At 46.0% G+C, this 20226-nt stretch carries 15 protein-coding genes; 5 read left to right on the forward strand and 10 right to left on the reverse strand.

Features of this window, described 5'->3' with window-relative positions; genetic code table 11:
- Positions 1 to 134 precede the first annotated feature (134 nt).
- Entirely contained in the window at positions 135 to 1112 is a 978-nt protein-coding gene (locus tag K1Y79_RS13240) for a 2-hydroxyacid dehydrogenase (RefSeq protein WP_220250538.1), read from the reverse strand.
- A 325-nt stretch (positions 1113 to 1437) separates the two neighbouring features.
- On the opposite strand from K1Y79_RS13240, the gene K1Y79_RS13245 reads away from it, so the two are divergent.
- The 3 genes from K1Y79_RS13245 to K1Y79_RS13255 all read left to right on the forward strand — a co-directional run bounded on the left by K1Y79_RS13245 (position 1438) and on the right by K1Y79_RS13255 (position 4343).
- Entirely contained in the window at positions 1438 to 2415 is a 978-nt protein-coding gene (locus K1Y79_RS13245) for a zinc metalloprotease (protein ID WP_220250539.1), read from the forward strand.
- Between the two features lie 168 nt (positions 2416 to 2583).
- A complete protein-coding gene (locus tag K1Y79_RS13250; protein WP_220250540.1) occupies positions 2584 to 3288 on the forward strand; it encodes a M949_RS01915 family surface polysaccharide biosynthesis protein in 705 nt (234 codons plus the stop codon).
- A gap of 14 nt (positions 3289 to 3302) precedes the next feature.
- Complete coding sequence (locus tag K1Y79_RS13255; RefSeq protein WP_220250541.1) at positions 3303 to 4343, forward strand: S41 family peptidase; 1041 nt, start codon at positions 3303 to 3305, stop codon at positions 4341 to 4343.
- A 186-nt stretch (positions 4344 to 4529) separates the two neighbouring features.
- Here the strand turns inward: K1Y79_RS13255 and K1Y79_RS13260 are convergent, their stop codons facing one another.
- The gene (locus K1Y79_RS13260; protein ID WP_236059589.1) at positions 4530 to 5207 is read right to left on the reverse strand and encodes a TIGR02117 family protein; all 678 of its coding nucleotides are present in this window, start codon (positions 5205 to 5207) and stop codon (positions 4530 to 4532) included.
- Between the two features lie 584 nt (positions 5208 to 5791).
- Positions 5792 to 6634, reverse strand: a complete 843-nt coding sequence (locus tag K1Y79_RS13265; protein ID WP_220250542.1) for a rhomboid family intramembrane serine protease — start codon at positions 6632 to 6634, stop codon at positions 5792 to 5794.
- A 148-nt stretch (positions 6635 to 6782) separates the two neighbouring features.
- On the opposite strand from K1Y79_RS13265, the gene K1Y79_RS13270 reads away from it, so the two are divergent.
- Positions 6783 to 7316 (forward strand): DinB family protein, encoded by a 534-nt coding sequence (locus K1Y79_RS13270; RefSeq protein ID WP_220250544.1) that lies wholly within the window; start codon positions 6783 to 6785, stop codon positions 7314 to 7316.
- Here K1Y79_RS13270 and K1Y79_RS13275 read toward each other — a convergent pair.
- The 7 genes from K1Y79_RS13275 to K1Y79_RS13305 form a co-directional block, all read right to left on the reverse strand.
- Positions 7290 to 8540, reverse strand: a complete 1251-nt coding sequence (locus tag K1Y79_RS13275; RefSeq protein ID WP_236059590.1) for an alkaline phosphatase family protein — start codon at positions 8538 to 8540, stop codon at positions 7290 to 7292. The genes K1Y79_RS13270 and K1Y79_RS13275 overlap by 27 nt on opposite strands.
- A gap of 23 nt (positions 8541 to 8563) precedes the next feature.
- On the reverse strand, positions 8564 to 10015 hold the full coding sequence (locus K1Y79_RS13280) for a SusD/RagB family nutrient-binding outer membrane lipoprotein (RefSeq protein WP_236059591.1): 1452 nt from the start codon (positions 10013 to 10015) through the stop codon (positions 8564 to 8566).
- A gap of 11 nt (positions 10016 to 10026) precedes the next feature.
- Positions 10027 to 13443, reverse strand: a complete 3417-nt coding sequence (locus K1Y79_RS13285; RefSeq protein WP_220250547.1) for a SusC/RagA family TonB-linked outer membrane protein — start codon at positions 13441 to 13443, stop codon at positions 10027 to 10029.
- Between the two features lie 12 nt (positions 13444 to 13455).
- Entirely contained in the window at positions 13456 to 14463 is a 1008-nt protein-coding gene (locus K1Y79_RS13290) for a FecR family protein (protein WP_220250549.1), read from the reverse strand.
- A 64-nt stretch (positions 14464 to 14527) separates the two neighbouring features.
- A complete protein-coding gene (locus K1Y79_RS13295; protein ID WP_220250551.1) occupies positions 14528 to 15091 on the reverse strand; it encodes an RNA polymerase sigma factor in 564 nt (187 codons plus the stop codon).
- Between the two features lie 112 nt (positions 15092 to 15203).
- The gene (locus K1Y79_RS13300; RefSeq protein WP_220250552.1) at positions 15204 to 15848 is read right to left on the reverse strand and encodes a hypothetical protein; all 645 of its coding nucleotides are present in this window, start codon (positions 15846 to 15848) and stop codon (positions 15204 to 15206) included.
- A gap of 27 nt (positions 15849 to 15875) precedes the next feature.
- Positions 15876 to 16796, reverse strand: a complete 921-nt coding sequence (locus K1Y79_RS13305; protein ID WP_220250553.1) for an AraC family transcriptional regulator — start codon at positions 16794 to 16796, stop codon at positions 15876 to 15878.
- Positions 16797 to 16984: 188 nt separating this feature from the next.
- Here K1Y79_RS13305 and K1Y79_RS13310 point away from each other — a divergent pair, with 188 nt between their 5' ends.
- Positions 16985 to 20224, forward strand: a complete 3240-nt coding sequence (locus K1Y79_RS13310) for a SusC/RagA family TonB-linked outer membrane protein (RefSeq protein ID WP_220250554.1) — start codon at positions 16985 to 16987, stop codon at positions 20222 to 20224.
- The last annotated feature ends 2 nt before the right edge of the window (positions 20225 to 20226 follow it).

The raw sequence follows: 20226 nt of genomic DNA on the forward strand, positions 1-20226 counted from the left end.
GCTACCGGCTAACCATTATGCCGCAATAACGGGGCTAACTGCCATTGTCTATAATAGACAAAACAGCCGTGGTGAACCGGGGCTTACTACCTGATTTCCTATCTCAAATTTACTAAAACTCCGTGCGATAAAACCTACACTCTGTTCTCTACCACAGCGTGTTCCAGGGTTTTTCCTTCAAATGTCCGTATGACATTTTTAGCGGCTATGGCGGCCATAGCGTTACGGGTATCAATAGTGGCTGAACCTATATGCGGCAGCACAGCGACATTCGGCATATTTAACAACGGATTATCTGCGGCCATTGGTTCAGGATTTGTTACGTCCAGACCTGCCCCCCAGATAGTGCCATTTTGCAGTGCAGCGATCAGATCAGGCTCATTATGCACACCACCCCGGGCAGTGTTGATAAATATCGCCGTCGGCTTCATTTTACTGAAAACTTCCTTATTGAACATTCCTTCTGTCTCCGGAGTAAGGGCTGTATGCACAGATACCACATCACTCTGCTGCAATAATTCGTCAAAGGATACCCGTACTGCGCCCAGCTCCTTTTCTGCTTCTTCATTGACGCCTCTATTATGGTAAATAATCTTCATACCATATGCTCCGGCACAGCGTTGCGCCAGCTCAAAGCCAATCCTTCCAAGTCCGACAATGCCCAGCGTTTTCCCTTTTAATTCCAGTCCCAGATTAGCAGTAGGATCCCAGAACTTCCAGTTGCCACGTATAATCTCTTTATGCATATGAAACGCCTTTCGGGATACTGCCAACAGCAACAGGAAAGCAGTATCAGCAGTAGCGCCGCTTAATACTCCGGGGGTATTGCCTACAGCAATGCCCAGTTCCTTTGCGGCTTCAATATCTACATTATCATACCCTACAGACATCATTGATACAATGCGCAGATCAGGGCATGATTCCAGGAATTGACGGCTTACCTGGAGCGGACCGGAAACAATGATCCCATCATAATCCTTCATAACAGGTATCAGCTCTTCCTCCGTCTGGTGACGTTTCTCTGTCCACACGGTGTAATCGATCTGATGCGCTTTAAGAAGCTCTAAAGCGACTTCCGGAACTGTTCTTGTTATGTACACTCTCTTTCTCATGGCTGTATAAATTTTCTTGTTACCACACACAAAATACATAAATGACTGTTTTCAGGGATATTTTTGACAAACTCTTTCGGGTAATTTTGTCCCTGAACAGATATTCGCTTTTCCCTCGCACCATTAAGAGCAGGTCTACTGGTTAAGCGTTAGTTTATTGTTTATTTTAGTCAAGTCTCAAGAGCCTCCCAAGTTTTACCTGGGAGGCTTATTTTTTCAAGTCAATCCACCTATCTTTGTAAGGTAAACCCACAATCTATCCTGCTCTCTCCCGGTCATTAACCCTAAGATAGATGTATGAGTAAACCCAAAATCTGTAAACACCATGAAACAACTATGTTTGCTATTATTTTGTGGCACAATGCTACTGTCAGCCTGCTCTAAAAACGATAAACCCGCCACAACAGATGAATCTACTCCCGATGAGCAACCTGCAACACTCGTAAGACGCTGCGCCGCAGCTGACGTATTACAGGAACAATTGAGAAAAGATCCTTCATTGGCTGCCAGAATGGCCCGCATTGAAGACCTGGCTGCCCGGGTAGAAAAAGACAAATCCGCCTACCGCTTACTGCCTGACGGCACCATCCTGATACCTGTAGTGGTAAATGTACTATACAGAACCACTGCAGAGAATATTTCTCTCACACAAATCCAGTCTCAGATTGATATTCTGAACAAGGACTTCAACGGCCTGAATGCCGAATTTGGTGATACCACTTTCGGTGCAGTAAAAGCTGTTGTAGGTATCCGCTTTGAACTCAAAAATGTGGTAAGAAAATCTACTACCCGCACCAGCTGGGGTACCAATGATGCAATGAAAAGCGTTGCTTCAGGCGGTATCGCTGCTTCTACTCCCGATTCTGTATTGAATATCTGGGTAGTAGGTGCGTTAAGCGGCGGTGTAATTGGCTACGCACAATTCCCCGGCGGCGCGCCAGCAACAGATGGCGTTGTAATTGTGGATGACTGCTTCGGCAACACCGGCACTGCTACTGCACCATTTAACAAAGGAAGAACTGCTACTCATGAAGTAGGCCACTTCCTTAACCTGCGCCATATCTGGGGCGATGCTAACTGTGGTACCGACTTCGTTAATGATACGCCGCCGCATAATACATCCAACTTCGGTTGTCCAAGCTACCCGCACCGCAGCACCTGTGCCGGTACGCCTATCGAGATGACCATGAATTTTATGGACTATACGGACGATGCCTGTATGCATATGTTCACGCAAGGTCAAAAAACAAGAATGCTGGCAACATTCCTGACTGGTGGAGGCCGTGCTGGCTTCGCACAGTAAATAAAAGCTCCGGGAGAGAGCTTATTGTTGTGTTAAAGCCCGAAAATTATTCATATTCCTCGTTGTAATAATTCCCGAATAATAATAACTTGCACAAGGCGAAACGCAATCCCACAAAGGATTAACAATTCATTTAAGTTCATAACAATTCATTTAAGATTCGTCATTATGCGGATGTTTCTGATAGCATTGTCTATCATCATTACCGGTGGTAAACAACTATATGCCCAACAGTCTGACACCTGGAGTAAAATACTTGCTCCGGCACAAACGCAACAGACTTTCTCCAGCAAGTTACATACCTCGCTTTTTGACAACTTAGGTATCCAGCGGGCCTACCATTTCGGCGATGCCAGTGGAAAATACTATCTCGTATTGTGTGAAAGCAGGAATGAAATCAAGGAAGGTGATACCATCAACCATAAAATCAAAGCTTTTCTTCTCCATGATAAGGGTAATGGAACACCGGAAAAATTCGCTGAACTGAATGACTTTATCAACAGCCATGATCGTCAGAACGGCGCAGAAACCAGCATCTGGTTCTGGACGAAGTTCTGCGAGCTGGAAGATCTTGACAAAGATGGCCATATCGATCCACTGATCGTATACGGCACAAAAGGTATCAATGGGCTGGATGATGGCCGGATCAAAATAATGCTATATCACAACAAACAAAAAATAGCTATCAGGATACAGAACGGCATACTGGATGATGAACGCAATATCCGGATTGACGATGCCTTTTACAAACTGCCCATACCAGCGCAGCAACATATCAGACAACTGATGCATACACTCAGTGAAAAAGACCTGGTGATATATCCTACCGGATATGAAAAAGCAATGGATAAGAAACAATTGCAGATAGACTGACAACTTCCAATTATATGAAACTACACGCTTATAAATCTGCCGCCTTGCTGGCCGCAATATGCCTGCCGCTGCACATGTCTGCACAGACAGCTGCAAAAGATTCCGGCCACGTGGTAAGCAAAGAAGCAACCCATGTTATTCTCGAAAAAATCAGCAAAGGCCTGGACGATGGTTATCCGTTTCCGGAGATATCCAAAAAGTACATTGCCACACTAAAAAGCCAGGAAAACAAGAAAGCCTATCAAAACCTTTCACCTGAGCAGCTGGCAAAAAAGATCACTGCTGATCTGCGTGAGGTACACAAAGATGTACACCTTACCATCTTCCATAGTAAAAACTATTTTGAACAACTTACCAGAACATACGCTAATACCAGGACGCCGGAAGACATCAAACTGGAACTGGAAAAGAAGCGACAGAACAACTATGGCTTTGATGCAGTGGAACTGAACAGAAAGACTTCCACTGCCTATATCAAAATATCAGGCGGCTTCCATGGCGAACAGGAAGCTTTTGAGATGGCAGCCAATGCAATGAACATGGCTGCCTATTCCAAAAACATTATCATCGATATCAGAGACAATGGCGGTGGTACCGGTATGATGGGCCGTTTCCTTGCGGGATATTTCTTCCATGCCGGTGATGAAAGATACTACCTGCACGGTTATCATAAAGACAGATCAAAAGACATACAGGAATGGACATACCCTTTTGTGCCAGGCAAAAGAATGCCTGATAGTAAACTGTATATCCTGGTTAATAAACACACGGCCTCTGCCACGGAAGGCTTTGCCTTTGCTTTGCAGAAAATGCACCGCGCTACAATAGTCGGCGATACTACTGCAGGTGCCGGCATAGCTGGTACCATGATTCCACTACAGGAAAACCTAGTCGTATTTATGCCCGTAAAAATGGTAGCAGCCCCTGAATCTGAACAAGGATGGGAAGGTACCGGCGTGATTCCTGACGTGGTCGTAAAAGGAGAAGATGCCAGAACGGAAGCTGAAAACCTGATCAGAAAGGAACAGGAAAATGTTGCTGCCGCCCGGAAATAATACACCGTCAATCAGCGCCCAAAGCGCACTATACAAAACAACGCGGTCCTGGCTACTATTCCAGGACCGCTTTGTTTTATACAAACTATCAATCTACCACTGATCTCCAGCAGGCCGGGTTCCAGACGCAAAAAATGCTCCTTCATCCTCCTCAACAGCGTACTATACGCCTGTCTTCCCAGGCCTCTATTTCCTGTATTGATAAAAGATCCCCTTATCAAACGGCGTCCACAAACAGGCCCGCTGCCCGCTATATTTTAAGCCGCTATTCGCCCAGGTATTGCAGGTATGGAACAGGCTGTAACTTCCTTTCGCTTCATAAAATGCATCCGCATCACCATAATTTGCGTCCGTTTTAATGTGGATAACATTGCCGGCTTCATCACGGTCAAAACTTTCCCGGATATAAGTGATCAGCTTCGCATAATGCGCACTGTCGGTAGTAAACTTAATACATTCGCTTCCCTCCCTTAAGGACCGATAGAAAGTAGCGTGGATAGCCGAGCTACTAAGTCCTGTAGCTGCCTTGACGGCGGTGCTGAACTTCAGATCTGCCCAGGTGGGCGTTTCCAGGTAAAACCCCTTATCCCCCCAACCAAAGGCAATCCACTGGGCGCTGGTGTCATTGCTGGTGGTATTTGAAAATAACACCTCCTTACTCCAGTCTATCTGACTGTTCCTGACCGGCATTACCAGGTCGGTATGTACGCCATTGGTCAGGATGTAGAGGGTAATGTCGTCGCCATTGGAAGGCGCTTTCTTTACTGTAATACGTGACAATATGTAAGCTGCTGATAAGTACAGGATTACAAGTAGTACCGGTATCAGTACGGTCCACCCGATGATTTTCATAATTTTCTTCAATGCTGTAGTTGTTTAAACGGAGCGATACTCCTGCACTAAAGTTACATATTACTACAGACTTTCACACAATACGCATTGCCTGACAATACCAGCGGGCAGATAACCCCTTGTAAGTCACAATTTACCGACTGGGAGGGTCTCCCTGCTTTCCACAAAAAGCGTCGCACCCCTTCAGGCCCGGATCGCTCCTGCGCCGGTAAATAGCTGCCGCTGAAACAATGATGTCGCACCCCGACCTATACAGGTAGCTGCCACCCTTCAGGCCTGACAACCCATCTCTTTGCCTCCTACAACCTGGTTTTACATACTATCCCACTCCCCTGGCCTCTTTCCCTGGATAATTGGCTTCATTGTATTATACCCAGACAGGGTTCATCTTTTAAATGATAGCAGCACCAACAGGTCATCAAAAGGGCACTTCGATATCCCGGGGATATTGAGGTGCCCTTTTGGTGACCTGTTGGTGGAGAGATAGCATAAAACACAAAGCGGCATCAAACAGGCTAAACTGTAAATAAGAAAGGCGCTTCCATACCGAAGCGCCTTTTCTTTTTATGTTGTTCCTGTAACAATCAGCCATTTATTCAGACTTCCTGGGAGTATTTCATCAGCATCTCCCGCTCTTTCCGGGTCAGACTTTTCATACCTCGCTGGTGGATCTTCTCCAGCAGATAGTCCAGATCCTGCTCCTGGCCTGAGCGCTCCAGATGGTAGCGGTCATCCAGATGGTAGTCTCCCATGTGTGCTTTAAAGTGTTTGTTATCGATAAAGAAGATATGTGGGCAGTTAACTATTACAAAAATAAATAACATACCTGGGAAAAGAATCGACAGAATGGTGAGATAATTTTCCGCAATCACCTCAGGTTTCATACACAACCCGGCTACCATGCCAATCAGGGCTCCTCCGAGGTGTGCTTCATGCCCGATGTTATCCTTTTTAGACCGGATACCGTAAATGGAGTATAGAACGAATAGTACCCCATAAGCCCATGCCGGAATGGAGAAGGGTATTCCAAAGAACCCGATCCTCATATCAGGAAATAAGGCAATTGAGGCGAAGATAACGCCGCATACGGCTCCTGAGGCTCCAACCGCACTATAGTCGCCATTGTTACGGTGGATCATCAGCGACAATATATTGCCACCTATCAGACTGATAAAGTATAAAGTCAGATAGCCGGATGGAGCTAGCTTCAGTTCCAGGCTGTTGCCGAATATATACAATGCAAACATGTTAAACAGCAGATGCATCCAGCTTACATGTAAGAAGCCTGAAGAAACCATCCGCTTGTAGTCCTTGTATACCAGAATATTATCTACATCAAATGCGTATCTGTTAAAAAAGGAACGGTCCTTAAGTCCTTTGTAAGACACGGCGACATTCACAAAAATCAGTAAGAGGTTAATAAGACCAATGTTTGCCATTCAATGCGGGTTTTAGAAATAACTATAGGGGACGTCAGCAGGAAATATTGTTCACGCAATACTACTTTCAACCCAAATATATCCGGATCTGACGCCATGGATTCGCGCTTTCGCGGAATTTTATTTAATATTATCAAAAATCGCACCCATGATCTCAAAACCTCAACCTGGAGAATTTGTCCCCTTTCAGGAAGTATATATTAACGCTGTCGGAGACGCCGACGTTCAGACGATCGTAGAAGAACTGAAAGACAGTACCTATGCATTTTTCACTGCTATACCAGAGGAGAAGGCCGACTACGCATATGCGCCCGGTAAATGGACGGTCAAGGAAACTTTAGGACACATGATTGATACAGAGAGAGTATTTGCCTATCGGCTGTTATGCTTCCTGCGTGGGGAGACACAGGAACTGCCCGGGTTTGAGCAGGACGATTACGTCCTAAATTCATTTGCCGGAGAACGTTCGTTACAGGACCTGGCAAACGAATTTAGGGTAGTACGCGAATCAACGATATACCTTTTCCGTAATCTGAAGAAAGAGCAGGAAACCATTATGGGTAAGGCCAGCAACAACCCGGTATCTGTCAGAACATTGGCCTACATTATTCCTGGTCATGAATTGCACCATCTGCGGATTCTGAAAGAAAGATACCTACCTGGACTTGGTATCAGAATCTAACCAGGTATTGACAGTATTCACACTTGTTTCCAGTACAATCTTATAGAAACGGGAAGACAGTTGTTTTACATCCAGTAATGCATGACGGTTCTGTACGGGTACCTCTGCCAGCAGCCGGTACTCGTCAGTGCCTCCCGTCTTAAAGTTGTTTGTAGTTGTTACCCATATCTTCACATTACCCGTATCCTGCAGGGCAGACCACTTCAGGTCAATATTTCCCTGGATAAAGTTAGCTGACGGATTAGCAATAGCCACCTTCCCTATCATCGGGATACCGTCTATCTCACGGGCTGTATTCACAGGGATATCCATGTTCAGGTAACGGGCAATAGTTGGCATAATATCCACAATTCCCGGCTCATAATAGCGGGCATAATCATTGGCCGGCTTGTAACTGGTTACCATCCAGGTGCTGCGCTGACGAGGCGATTGTCCGCCGTGATCGCGGCCTGTCTGCTCATCCCGGCCATGATCTGTAGTAATAACAAGCATCCAGTCTTCCTTATAATGCTGCTGCCTGTAACTGATAGCTTCCCAGAGGCGGCCCATTTGCTTGTCCATCATTTCTACGGCTTTATAAAACTCCGGACTATCACCGTGCCCATGTCCCATATCATCTGTATATTCCAGGTACACCCATGACAGGGAAGGCGCGTCTTTTCTGATGCCCGCAGTTGCCTCATCAATCACTTTCTCATCAATGGCATGCATAAAGTCCCGCTTGCGGTCGTGCGGGAAACGTACGGTATCCAGCTCATATCCGTCTGCATGCAGATCGATATGTACATTGCCTGCCGCTTCCAGACCATCTCCTGCCAGCTTCGTGCGGTTATCGAGCCAGCTGGAATAGATCGCTACCTGTTGCTTCGGATACTGTGTTTTAAAGAGACGGAACAGGTTATGGTAGTGATAGTTAGGCGCTTTGATATCGTTATCAGGCACATTGTGTTTATTCACCCAGGTGCCGGTGAGCAGACTATTATATCCTACGGCCGATATGGTTGGCGTCTGATTATACGTACCCTTGTCCCCGCCTACATGCATCCGGGTATACCTGCCCTTTGCGATGATACGGTCAATAGCAGGTGTAGGCAGCTTCTCCAGCACATCTGCCGGAATACCATCTGCAATAACAAATACTACTTTCTTCTCTCTTTGCTGCGCCTGCAGCGGACCTCCCAACAGGAGGCCCACACAGGCAGCAAGGTATATTTTCTTCATCATGACTTAAATTTATGAAATACCAGTTATTCTGCTTTCAGTAACCACATCACACTATTGATATTATCATTTCCTGCAAACTGGTTGTTGATAGCTGCGTTTAAGTTAGTCAGATTATTCTGTATTTCAGACTCCGGATACATCCAGCGTTTAGGAATCTTCTTATCATTCAGTACGCCCCCACCTGATACATCAAATGCCGGCAGCCCCGTACGGCGCTGTTCATAGAAAGATGTCCAGTCGCTATTCATGAAGGAAGCAATGTATTTCTGGGTCAGGATGGCCTTCAGCTGATCTGTAGCCGGAAGCGGATTGGCCAGCAGATAAGTATCTATGGACGACTGATCTATACCATAAAACAGCATGGATGCCTGGATACCTTTCTGATAATACCCCGCTGCATCACCCGTAATCCATCCACGTACCACACCTTCCGCCAGTATGAACTGCAATTCTCCATAACCTAATGCAATACTTGGCTCATTTACCGGATCATTGAAATAGCGGGATTTGATCTTCGATACCTCTCCACGTAATACCTTCGAGCTGTTATCATTGATCGGATCACTGCCTTTCGCGCCACCATAAGCATTGAAATCATTATCCGGCAACCCGGCAAACTTAGGTGCTTTCTCTGCAAAGCGGAAGAGACGCGGATCGCGCATACCCTTCAACAGGTCAACAAAGTTAGCATCCAGGTAATAAGCTGTTTGCAGGTCGTTATCAAAATAGGTAGGATAACGCGACCCCTGCACATCAAAGAACACCAGCTGACCATTATCAGCATTGCCCGTCAGCAATGGGTAAACAGACGGGTTATTCACAATCTCAGCAAATCTCGCCTTTACATTCAGCGTACTATTGTTCTCTTTCAGCGAAAGACTCATGAGTATGCGCAGCGATAGTGTATTGATCAGCCTTTTCCACTTTTGCATGTTACCGCCATACACGATATCCCCCTGCACATTCGGCGTGTTAGTGGTAATGAGTTCATTGGCTTCTTTCAGCTCATTCAGCACATCCAGATAGATATCCTGCTGCCTGTCATATACAGGTGACAACGTATCTTGCTCTCCTTTTAAGGCAGAGAAATAGGGTACATCGCCAAAGGTATTTGTCAGCTTCATGAAGTTGTATGCTTTGAAGAACTTTGCCAGCGGCAGGTATTCCGGCTTCTGCATTCTGTTAGCTTCCGCCTCCATCTTCATCACCTGGCGCAGGTTATTGTAAGTATTGAAATTAGCGCGCGTCCAGCCATAGTATTGTTCGTTGGACACACTGTTGACAAATACCATCTGCCTGGTGGCCAGGGCAGCGCCTAAAGACGTAGACTGAAAGCCCTGCTGAATTACAGTATTCAATAACAAATCAGGAGTAGACACAGTAGACTTGTTAGGGTCTGTCTGAAAATCTTCAAACTTTTTACAGCCGGTAGCTACTACCAATACCATAGCTGCTATGCTTAATATTTTCTTCATCGTTGCTGACATTAGAATTTAAGATTAAGATTCACACCGATGCTTCTTGTAGATGGGGTCTGCAGATTATCCACTCCTGCATCCGGATCAACATTCGGCATCTTGGTAAACAGTAACAGGTTACGACCTACTGCTGAGATATCTGCCGCGCGGAATATGCGTCCTTTCAGCCATTTGGATGGCACTCTGTAGGTCAGCGTCGCTTCTCTCAGTTTCAGGAAAGTCTGTGAATAGTAATTGTAGTTATTGTCCACTCCATTGCTGGTATTGGTCATAAAGTCAATATAGTTCACACCCTGTGTATTAGGTGCAAAGGTTCTGTTATCACTGATGATATTGCCTTCTGCATCATAGGTAGCCTGGCCGGAAGTCACTACCACACCTTTACCTACGTAGGTAGATTTATTATCATTGGCATCATCCCTGAACTGGTTCACTGTACCAGGATGAGTACCACCCCACCACATCTTCTGTGTGGTAGTAGAGTACATCAATCCACCTACACGACCGTCTACCAGGAAGCGGAAACTGAAGTTGCCGTAAGTGAAACTGTTTTCCAGACCGTATACCAGGTCAGGTTCTCCGTTACCGATATACCGCTTCACGCTTTCTTCCAATGGGAAGCCGTCAGCTCTGTAGATGATATTTCCTGAAGGATCTTTCTGATAAGTAGTCGCAAAGATCTTATCTCTCCTGTCACCGACTTTCAGGTATTCAATCCTGTCTGAACCGGTGATCTCTCTGATTACCTGACGGTATGTGGCGAGGTTCATAGATATATCCCATCTGAATTTATCCTTGCGGATAGGGTTAGCTGTAGCTACCAGCTCGAAACCTTTACGACGGTAAGCATGGGCATTCACCTTTTTGAAACCGAATCCACTGCCCAGTGATACCGGTACATCGATGATATTGTTATAGTCTTTTGTCTGGAAATAGGTCAATTCAAAGCCCAACCTGTTACCAAAGAACCTGGCATCCACACCAGCTTCCCAGCTATCGCTGGTACGTGGGGTCAGTTCCGGATTTCTGATCACATTACTATAAGACAGCGCCGGTGTGCCATTCCATACAGTGCCTTTGTCGTAAGACGGCAAATAGTTATAGGTATACGCTGCATCCAGTACACCACTTGTAACACGGGAGGCCGCACCTCTGGCTTTCAGGAAAGAGAACCATTCAGGTAACCTGGTCAGCTGAGAGATCACTACAGAACCGGACAAGGATGGATAGAAGAAACTGTTGTTTTGTACAGGCAGTGTAGAGATCTTATCATTACGGCCGGTGAGGGACACATATACCGCATTATACAGTTCTACATCCACAATACCATATATACCTGCGATCCTGCGTTCTTCCAGTCTGTTGGCAGATTGTACGGCATTAGCGGAGTTACTCAGGTTATACAGGCCCGGGATAGTCAACCCGTCTGTAATACTGGAGTCTGCCTTCAGGTTACGGTAGTAGTTAGAACCGCCCGCCTGTACATGTATTTTGAACTTATCGCTGAACGTGTGGTTATAGTCTACGATCAGGTCTGATACTATATCAAAGTAAGTGTCTGAAGTAATAGCATACTGACCTCTTGACTTATTACCATATCCGATATAGCTCTTAGGTTCGTTATAGTTACGGTGCAGACTATACTGGTTGATACCGGTACGGAACTTTGCACTCAAAGACGGACTGATTTTATAGTTCAGATCGAGGGAACCGAAGGTATTATTCTTATCAAATCCTCTCAGGTATTCGTAGGCCTGGAAGTAGGGATTGTTATAATAGGAGATATTGTAATGGCGTTGTTGCACACCTTCTTTGCCGGGTACCCAGTAATTGCGCAGATCGCGTACATCGATATCCGGACCTGTCCACAGGATTAGGTTATACAGATAGTTGGTAGGACCATAGCCGGTCTCTGGGAAGTTATTGGTGTATTCCTTATTATAACTGATACGGCCATTCACGCTGAAGTCCTTGCTCAGGTTATAAGTACCCGCCATGTTAAAAGAGGTATTCTTCAGGTCTGTATTAGGCACTATACCCTGTTGATAGATGTGGGAAGCAGAAGCCCTGAAGCTACCTGCATCGCTTGACTTGGTAAAGCTCAGGTTATTACTGGTGATGATACCTGTTCTGAAGAAGTTCTTCACATTGTCTTTACCACGGGACAGGAAAGGCAGTGGTACCAGCTGACCTGTTGTTGGATCTACCGGACTATTGAACTGTGGTGTTTCAAAGTAACCGCTTGCAGTAGAAGGGTCACGCTGATCCAGTTTAGGCCCCCATATCCAGCCGAAGCCTTCAGGACCGCTACCAGAACCATCTACATACTGGTACTCTCCTTTGAAACCATTGCCATAGGTTGTCTGTACTTTGGGTATACGGATAAAGCCGGTCTGAAACTGTGTGGAAGAGTTAAAGTCCACCGTCAGGTCTTTTCCACCACCTCTTTTGGTAGTGATCATGATAGCACCATTGAGACCGATGGAACCGTACAGAGCTGATGCAGAAGCGCCTTTCAGCACAGTGATAGATTCAATATCATCTGCATTGATCTTGTACAGATCGGCTGCCTGGTCAGGAATACCGTCTATTACCAGCAATGGTTTTTCACCACGCAGTGAGATCCCCGGATCACCGAACATTTCTGTTGTATTTCTGATGGTCAGACCTGCCACACGACCTGTCAGCGAACTGACAAAGTTTGATTCACGAGCCTTAACAAGGTCTGCACCTTTTACTTCCTGTGCAGCGTAACCTACTTTAGCCTTTTCCTTCTTGATACCCAGTGCGGTTACCAATACTTCAGACAGTACCTTTTCATCATCCTTCAGTACTACCTGGTAGGTGGCAGCCTTTGCTACTGTGAGCTGATAGGTTTGAAAACCTGTAAAGAAGAACTGTAATACTTCTCCTTCGCTGGCTTTGATCTGAAAGTCACCATTATCATTGGAGATAGTCCCACGCTTTGTACCTTTTACCATGATAGATACGCCGGGTAGTGCCTGGTTGTGTCCATCAGTGACTTTCCCGGATACCACTTTTTCTGCAGGGTCTTCAGGGGTGGTGGCAGTACCTGCCTTTACGATAATATTATTGTCCAGGCACTTATAGTTAAAAGCAGCCTGTCCTGCGAGTTGCTGTAACACGTTTTCAAGGGAAGTATTCCTGGCATTGAGGTTGACTTTCCTGTTCATCAGTCCGGACTGGTCCACACAGATGATGGCATAATGTGTTTGTTGTTCAATCAGTTCAAATACTTCTTCTAATGATTTATTGTGTACGGTAAGAGAACAGGGGACCTTGTGCAGGTCAGCGCGCATGCCCGCCATTACAGTAGTAAAAGGCAATGAAAACACACAGCAAAGCAACAGGCATAGTACTGCTTTACTGCGGGCGATACTCAGATGTTTGTACAAAGGAAACATAAATTCATGCATTTAGCGTGATTGATAGGCATTGTTTGTAGTAAAGCGGATTTGTTTTCCGTTGATGGTGTAATCAAGATTGTCCGTTGCTTTGATTACATCCAGGATGTAGTGAAGTGGTTTATCACTGAACTTCGCAAACAATTTGTAGCTGGCCATTGCCGGGTCGGCGAAGGTAATTTCCACATCATATAACTGCTCCAGTCTGCGGGCAACTACCCCCAGTGATTCGTTGCGGAACACCAGTAAACGGGACGTCCATCCGGTTACGGCTTCTACATCGTATGCCCTGGTATAGGCCTGCTTTTTACGACTGTTGTAGTAAAGCTCTTGTCCGGGCTGCAAGGCGAAAGATTGCGGGTGTGCAGGGAGGCTGACCTGCACTTTTCCATCTACTAATGATACTGCGGCGCTGTCTGAATTTGCGTAATGGGTCACATTAAAACGGGTACCCAATACTTTTACAGCGAGTTCGCCTGCCTGTATATTAAAAGGATGATGCGCGTCTTTGCTGACATCAAAAAATGCTTCCCCGTCCAGGATCATGTTTCTGTCATCCTTTCCGAAACCGGCTGTATAACGGAGGCGGCTATTGGGAGCCAGGTGTATGATTGTACTGTCGGGCATTGTAACTTTCAGCACCTGTCCTGGTGCAGCAGTTTTTTCCAGATAGGCAACAGCCTGTTTTGCTGGCTGATGGCGCAGGTAAAACATACTACTGATAATAACACCTGTAACCACAGCTGCGGCCGCGATCTGTGTACGGTATTGTTTCATCAGTGTAATGATTACTGGCGGTGTATGACGGCGTATGCGTTGTTTCACATTCTGCAGCGCAGCAGCTGTCTGCGCCTCATTATGCTGTTGCCCGCTGGCCTGCCATATATCTTTTAATACGCTGTAAGTCTGCCTGTTTTCTTCTGCGTTTGCCAGCCACTCAGCCAGGAAATCTTCTTCCCATGGTAGTGTCTGTTCATTAAAATGCCTGGTGATCAGTAAATAAAGCTCCTGCTGTTCCAATATTTTCTCTGTTTACAAGACTAGGACGAAAAGAATGATCCTGCTCATGACAAGAAAAATGGAGTTAACATATTGGTAATATTGGATAGGCTGCCTTGAGGGATTTCAGTGCACGGAACATGTGCGTCTTCACGGAATTGACAGAGATATTTAACAGGCCTGCAATCTCTTCATAACTGAAACCTTCATATCTGTGCATTTTAAAGACGAGTTGCATCTGTGGGGGTAACTGCGCTATGAGAGATTGGATATGAGAGGTCACATCTTTATATATCAGCTGATGGTCGGGTTGCTGGTATCCTTCATCCGGTGTATCTGCCAGGGCGTCTTCAGATAAATTAAACAGCGTCTTACGTTTTCTGTAGTAGTCAAATACCCTGTTCCTGACAGAAACGTATAAATAAGCGCTTAAAGTGGTAGTAATAGCTATCTGTCGCCTGTTATGCCAGAGAGTGCAGAACATTTCGGCTACAATATCCTCTGCCTCGTCTGTGGGGTATGGCAGCAGGACCTTGGCAAACTGGAGAAGTCCTTCGTAGTAACGCTTGAATATAGCGTCAAATGCATCTTCGTTTCCGGAGATGAACAGCTGCAGATATTGGTTATCATCAAAAGACCGGCGTGCCATTGGCACAAAGCTACGGGGCGGGAATGGGTTTTAATGTTAGCTTATTATTAAGTCTTACCCGGGGTATTATCCCCGCCCCGTTAACAATTGCTTACTGATGAAGAGCGGGTAGCTAGTTAAAATAGATATCTACATAATCCACTACGTTATTCCCTTCACAGTTATCCATTTCCTGTAGCCGCCAGTACTTTCTTGCACCTTTTGCCAGAAAATGATAGGTACCTGTCTTATCACATACTTCACCGTTGTTTACATTGGAGTACTTTGTCTGGATCTTGCCGTTAAATATCAGCTCACTGTATGTCACCATCTTCAATGTACCATCAATGGTTACAAAGTCGCCGTTATCACCACGTTGTTCACCTTTTACAGTATAAGTACCATCTGCCTGTTTTTTGATATCCACTTTACCTGGTTTATCCCAGCTGATCCATTGCAGGGTAAAATTGTGGCTGCCTTCCCGTATTTGCTTCGGGGGCTGCTGTGCATAAGTGTAAGATAAAGCCAGACTTAAGCAGAAAGTCATGCTGAGAAAAAGCCTTTTCATAATCATACCTGATTGTTTAATCAATGCCTGTAAATAATAATATCGGTCATCCAAAATAAAAATAAATGTCAGATCACGCAAAGCTGGTCTTGTGTAATGGTAGACCAGCGCACTACCAGCATCAGGGATCATGCTACCCGCAGTTGTCTTTTCAGCAATAGCCATCGCCCTGGTCCTGTCAATGAGTAGACCAGTCAAAATACGTTCCATCTTGTTATCTGAACAGATCCGGCGTAGTTACAATACCAGGCAGTCCATCCCGTCATGGTCTTTTCTGCGCATACCTCTGTACTGCTCCGGACTAACATACATACTTTTCTTAAACAGGCGGGAGAAATGGTACGGATCTTCATAGCCGATAGCGACGGCTACCTGTTTAATTTTCAGATTGGTAGTATATAGTAACAGGCAGGCCTGCTGTAACTTCAGGTGTATAAAGTAGTTCAGTGGCGACATGCCGGTTGTCTTCTTGAACAGGGCAGAAAAGTGGGACGGCGACAGGCCTGCCAGTTGGGCCAGCTCTTCTACGGTAAGTGTGGCGGCCAGGTGTTGTTGCATATACCTGATAGCTTCCTGTATACGGCTACTGCTTTCCTCCCGCTCGTGTAAAGGCTTATCAGGATACAGGAAGGTAGCGACAAAATGATACAGGTACAGGTTCGCCTTACTCAGGTTATCTTTCCCAAAACCCATCTGCAGGGACTCGTACATCGTCTTCCATAACTGGATACCTTTCTCATTCCGGTGAATCGGCTTAGGCCCGTCATATACCCCGATATTGAACCCCTGATTAAATGTATGAATATCTGTACTGCTGAAATGTACCCAGTAGATAGTCCATGGATGCTCATCATCAGAGCCATACCTTAGTGGCAGATCTGTAGCCGGAATGATAACATATTCATTCATTCCTACATGAAATATCCTGTTGTCAACAGAATACCATCCTTTACCCTGTACGCAGTAAATCAGGATATTGTCAGTACAACCTTTTTCCCTGTCCCGGTAATGAAAAGCAGCCTTCGGAAAATAACCAATATGTGTGATGTACAGCTGACTTAATACTGGGTTGAGCTTAATAGCGTTTCTCCAGACAGCTTCCGGGAGACTGATTAACTGTTCCCCCTCAAAGCCGTCCCTTCTTTGCAGCGTCCCCATAACGTGATTTTTGTTTTGATGTTTCTTGTAACTGAAAAATACTTATTCCAAACGAAAATCGTGGAATAATTCATCAAAAAAGAGGAATTAGCTATTTACACCAGCTGGGTGATGAGATAGATTTGCCAGACAATTCCATTTATGAAATAGCTTTATTCACAAACACTTTTTTCCCAAACAACTGGTTTATGCCACGATTCCACTTCATGTCCCGGTTGCCCGGGATGAAACACTTGTACCTGTTACTGCTGTTTTCCACGTTCTTTACCAACCATGTACTTGCGCAGCAACCTGCAAAAATTACCGTTACCGGTACCATTACTGATTCTTCAGGAGCTAAGTTGGAAGGGGTAAACGTCGTCGCTGAAAACAAGAAGAACATCGCTACATCAACCAACTCCACCGGAAAGTTCATCCTCGATGTGGAACCGGGCACCTTGCTTCGCTTCTCTTTTGTGGGTTTTGAACAACAGTACATCAGCATTACTCCCTCATCCAAAGTTATTAACCTGATATTGAAACCTGCCACTTTCAAAGCTGAAGAAGTAGTCATAGTCGCCTATGGCCGCAAACAGCAAAAAGAAGCCGTGGTAGGTTCTGTTACCGCTATTGATCCCGGTGCACTGAAGATACCCTCCAGTAACCTGACCAATGCTATGGCCGGTCAGATTGCAGGTATGATATCGTTTCAGCGTGGCGGGCAGCCAGGACTGGATAATTCCAATTTCTTTATCCGTGGTGTTACCACTTTCGGATACAGTGCCAGCCCCCTCATCCTGGTAGACAATATAGAGTTAAGCGCCAACGACCTTGCCCGTTTGCAGGTAGATGACATTGCCAGCTTCTCTATCCTGAAAGATGCCAGCGCCGCCGCCTTGTATGGGGCAAGAGGAGCCAACGGCGTCATACTTGTCACCACGAAAGAAGGTAAGGCCGGCAGAGCGAACGTCAACGTACGTTATGAACGTTCTATCTCCCGCCCTACCCAGACGGTGAAACTAGCAGATCCTGTTACCTACATGAAGCTGTATAACGAGGCTATCACCACCAGAAATCCCCTGGCCAAACCGCTGTATACGCCTAATGACATTATCAATACGCAGGCTACCTGGGAAAAGGCCCCTGGCCACAATCCATACGTATACCCGGCAGTAGACTGGATGAAGGTTCTCTTCAAAGATCAGACTACCACCCAACGCGCCAATTTCAGTGTACAGGGTGGTAACGATGCTGCCCGCTACTACATTGCCGGCTCGTATGACAGAGATAACGGCATTCTGCAGGTTAACCCTGTCAATAATTTCAACTCGGCTATGAAGTTTGAAAACTATCAGCTTCGGTCGAATGTCAATGTGAAAATCACCAAGACGACAGAAGCGGTGGTACGCCTCTGGGGCAACTTCAACGAATATACCGGTCCTATCACCGGCGACCGCTCCGGCCTGGCAAGTGATATGTACGACAGGGCACTGCATACCAGCCCTGTTGCTTTTCCGGCGTATTTCCCGGCAGACAGCGCCAACCTGAGAACTAAACATATTCTGTTTGGCAACTCCATGGTAAACGGCAGCCTCCAATCCAATCCTTACGCCGCACTGATGTACGGCTATAAAAGCTTTTCTGAGTCAAGACTCTCCGCACAGTTTGAGCTGAATCAGAACTTCAATTTCATCACTGAAGGACTCTCCTTCCGTGGCTTATTCAGTACCAACCGTTACGCATATTTTGACCTGACCAGGTCTTACCTGCCGTTTTACTACGATGTGGAAAACTATGACCAGGCCAGTAATACCTATTCCCTTACCTGGCTGAATAATCAACCCGGACAGGCACAGGAATTTCTCAGCTACTACCCTGGCAGTAAGAACGTCAACACCTTCCTGTACATGCAGGGTTCACTGGATTATGCGCGCGCCTTTGGCAAACATAATATCAGTGCAGCACTCATTGGTACCAGGCAGCAGAAGCTGAATGCTGACGCCAATGACCCGGAGACCGGCCAGCCATCGCTACAATACTCACTGCCCTATCGTAATATCGGGCTGGCAGGTAGAGCTACTTACTCCTTCGCCAGCAAGTATTTCCTGGAGCTCAACTTCGGATATAATGGTTCCGAACGTTTCTCTATGCAGCACCGCTGGGGCTTCTTTCCTACTATCGGCGGCGGCTGGGTAGTATCCAACGAGAAATTCTGGAACGGCCCTTTCTCCAATATCATGACAAGGCTTAAACTGAGAGGTAGCTACGGATTGGTGGGTAATGACAATATTGACTTTACCCGTTTCTATTACCTGTCCAATGTAATACCCAGTAATGTGAACGGGCCTTCTGCTGTATTCGGGACCAACAATAGTGTGAGGATGTTTGGTACCACTATCAGGAACTATCCTAATCCGGACGTAACCTGGGAAACATCCAGGAAGTCTAACCTGGCAGCAGAGATGACCTTCTATGACAAACTGAATATTACGGCAGAGGTCTACCAGGAATACAGGTATAATATCCTGCAGCAACGCGGATATATTCCAGTTACCACCGGACTGGAAGCCAGCGTTAAATCAAATGTCGGCGCTGCCAGATCTAAAGGCCTTGACCTGAACATCAATTACAAACAGACGATCAACAAAAACCTCTGGGCATCTATCCTGGGCAACCTGACGGTTACTTCCAATCAGTTTGTTCGATATGAAGAACCGGAGTATAAATATGAATACCGCTACCAGCGGGGAAGAGCAATCAACCAACCCTTCGGATACATCGCAGAGCGCCTGTTTGTTGATGATAAAGAAGCCGCTAACTCCCCTACCCAGTTATTCGGTAACTCGCCACTGCCTGTAGGCGGAGACATCAAATACAGGGATGTGAACAATGACGGCATCATCAACCAGGACGACCAGGTACCTATTGGGTTACCTACCACACCACAGATTATCTATGGTTTCGGCTTCTCTGTAGGATATAAGAACTTTGACCTGAACGCCTTCTTCCAGGGCCTGGCAAGAGAGTCCTTCTTCATCAACGCGACCTCTGAAGATGACAGGTACAATGGCAAATACGGCACTGCTCCTTTCATTAACAATGCCCAGATATTACAGGCATATGCAGACGACCACTGGTCTGAAGAGAACCAGAATCTTTATGCACTGTGGCCAAGGCTTTCCAATACCGATATTCTGAATAATCAGCAACAAAGTACGTGGTGGTTGAGAGATGGTAGTTTCATGCGTCTGAAGTCTTTGGAACTAGGCTACACCCTGCCGAAAGAAGTTGCCCGCAAAATGCATATCCGCAACTTACGCCTGTACTTTAGCGGCTTAAACCTATTCACCTTCAGCAGCTTCAAACTGTGGGATCCTGAACAGGCGGGTCAAGGGTTTGCTTACCCTATTCAGAAGGTATTCAACTTCGGTATCAATGTCAACCTATAAAC

The organism is Chitinophaga rhizophila (assembly GCF_019492185.1).
Taxonomy (GTDB): domain Bacteria; phylum Bacteroidota; class Bacteroidia; order Chitinophagales; family Chitinophagaceae; genus Chitinophaga; species Chitinophaga rhizophila.

Coding starts and splice junctions, on each gene's coding strand:
- K1Y79_RS13300 (WP_220250552.1), bottom strand. CDS start 15,848: ATGGAACGTATTTTGACTGGTCTACTCATTGACAGGACCAGGGCGATG.
- K1Y79_RS13250 (WP_220250540.1), top strand. CDS start 2,584: ATGCGGATGTTTCTGATAGCATTGTCTATCATCATTACCGGTGGTAAA.
- K1Y79_RS13245 (WP_220250539.1), top strand. CDS start 1,438: ATGAAACAACTATGTTTGCTATTATTTTGTGGCACAATGCTACTGTCA.
- K1Y79_RS13280 (WP_236059591.1), bottom strand. CDS start 10,015: ATGAAGAAAATATTAAGCATAGCAGCTATGGTATTGGTAGTAGCTACC.
- K1Y79_RS13255 (WP_220250541.1), top strand. CDS start 3,303: ATGAAACTACACGCTTATAAATCTGCCGCCTTGCTGGCCGCAATATGC.
- K1Y79_RS13295 (WP_220250551.1), bottom strand. CDS start 15,091: ATGGCACGCCGGTCTTTTGATGATAACCAATATCTGCAGCTGTTCATC.
- K1Y79_RS13305 (WP_220250553.1), bottom strand. CDS start 16,796: ATGGGGACGCTGCAAAGAAGGGACGGCTTTGAGGGGGAACAGTTAATC.
- K1Y79_RS13265 (WP_220250542.1), bottom strand. CDS start 6,634: ATGGCAAACATTGGTCTTATTAACCTCTTACTGATTTTTGTGAATGTC.
- K1Y79_RS13310 (WP_220250554.1), top strand. CDS start 16,985: ATGCCACGATTCCACTTCATGTCCCGGTTGCCCGGGATGAAACACTTG.
- K1Y79_RS13285 (WP_220250547.1), bottom strand. CDS start 13,443: ATGTTTCCTTTGTACAAACATCTGAGTATCGCCCGCAGTAAAGCAGTA.
- K1Y79_RS13275 (WP_236059590.1), bottom strand. CDS start 8,540: ATGATGAAGAAAATATACCTTGCTGCCTGTGTGGGCCTCCTGTTGGGA.
- K1Y79_RS13240 (WP_220250538.1), bottom strand. CDS start 1,112: ATGAGAAAGAGAGTGTACATAACAAGAACAGTTCCGGAAGTCGCTTTA.
- K1Y79_RS13270 (WP_220250544.1), top strand. CDS start 6,783: ATGATCTCAAAACCTCAACCTGGAGAATTTGTCCCCTTTCAGGAAGTA.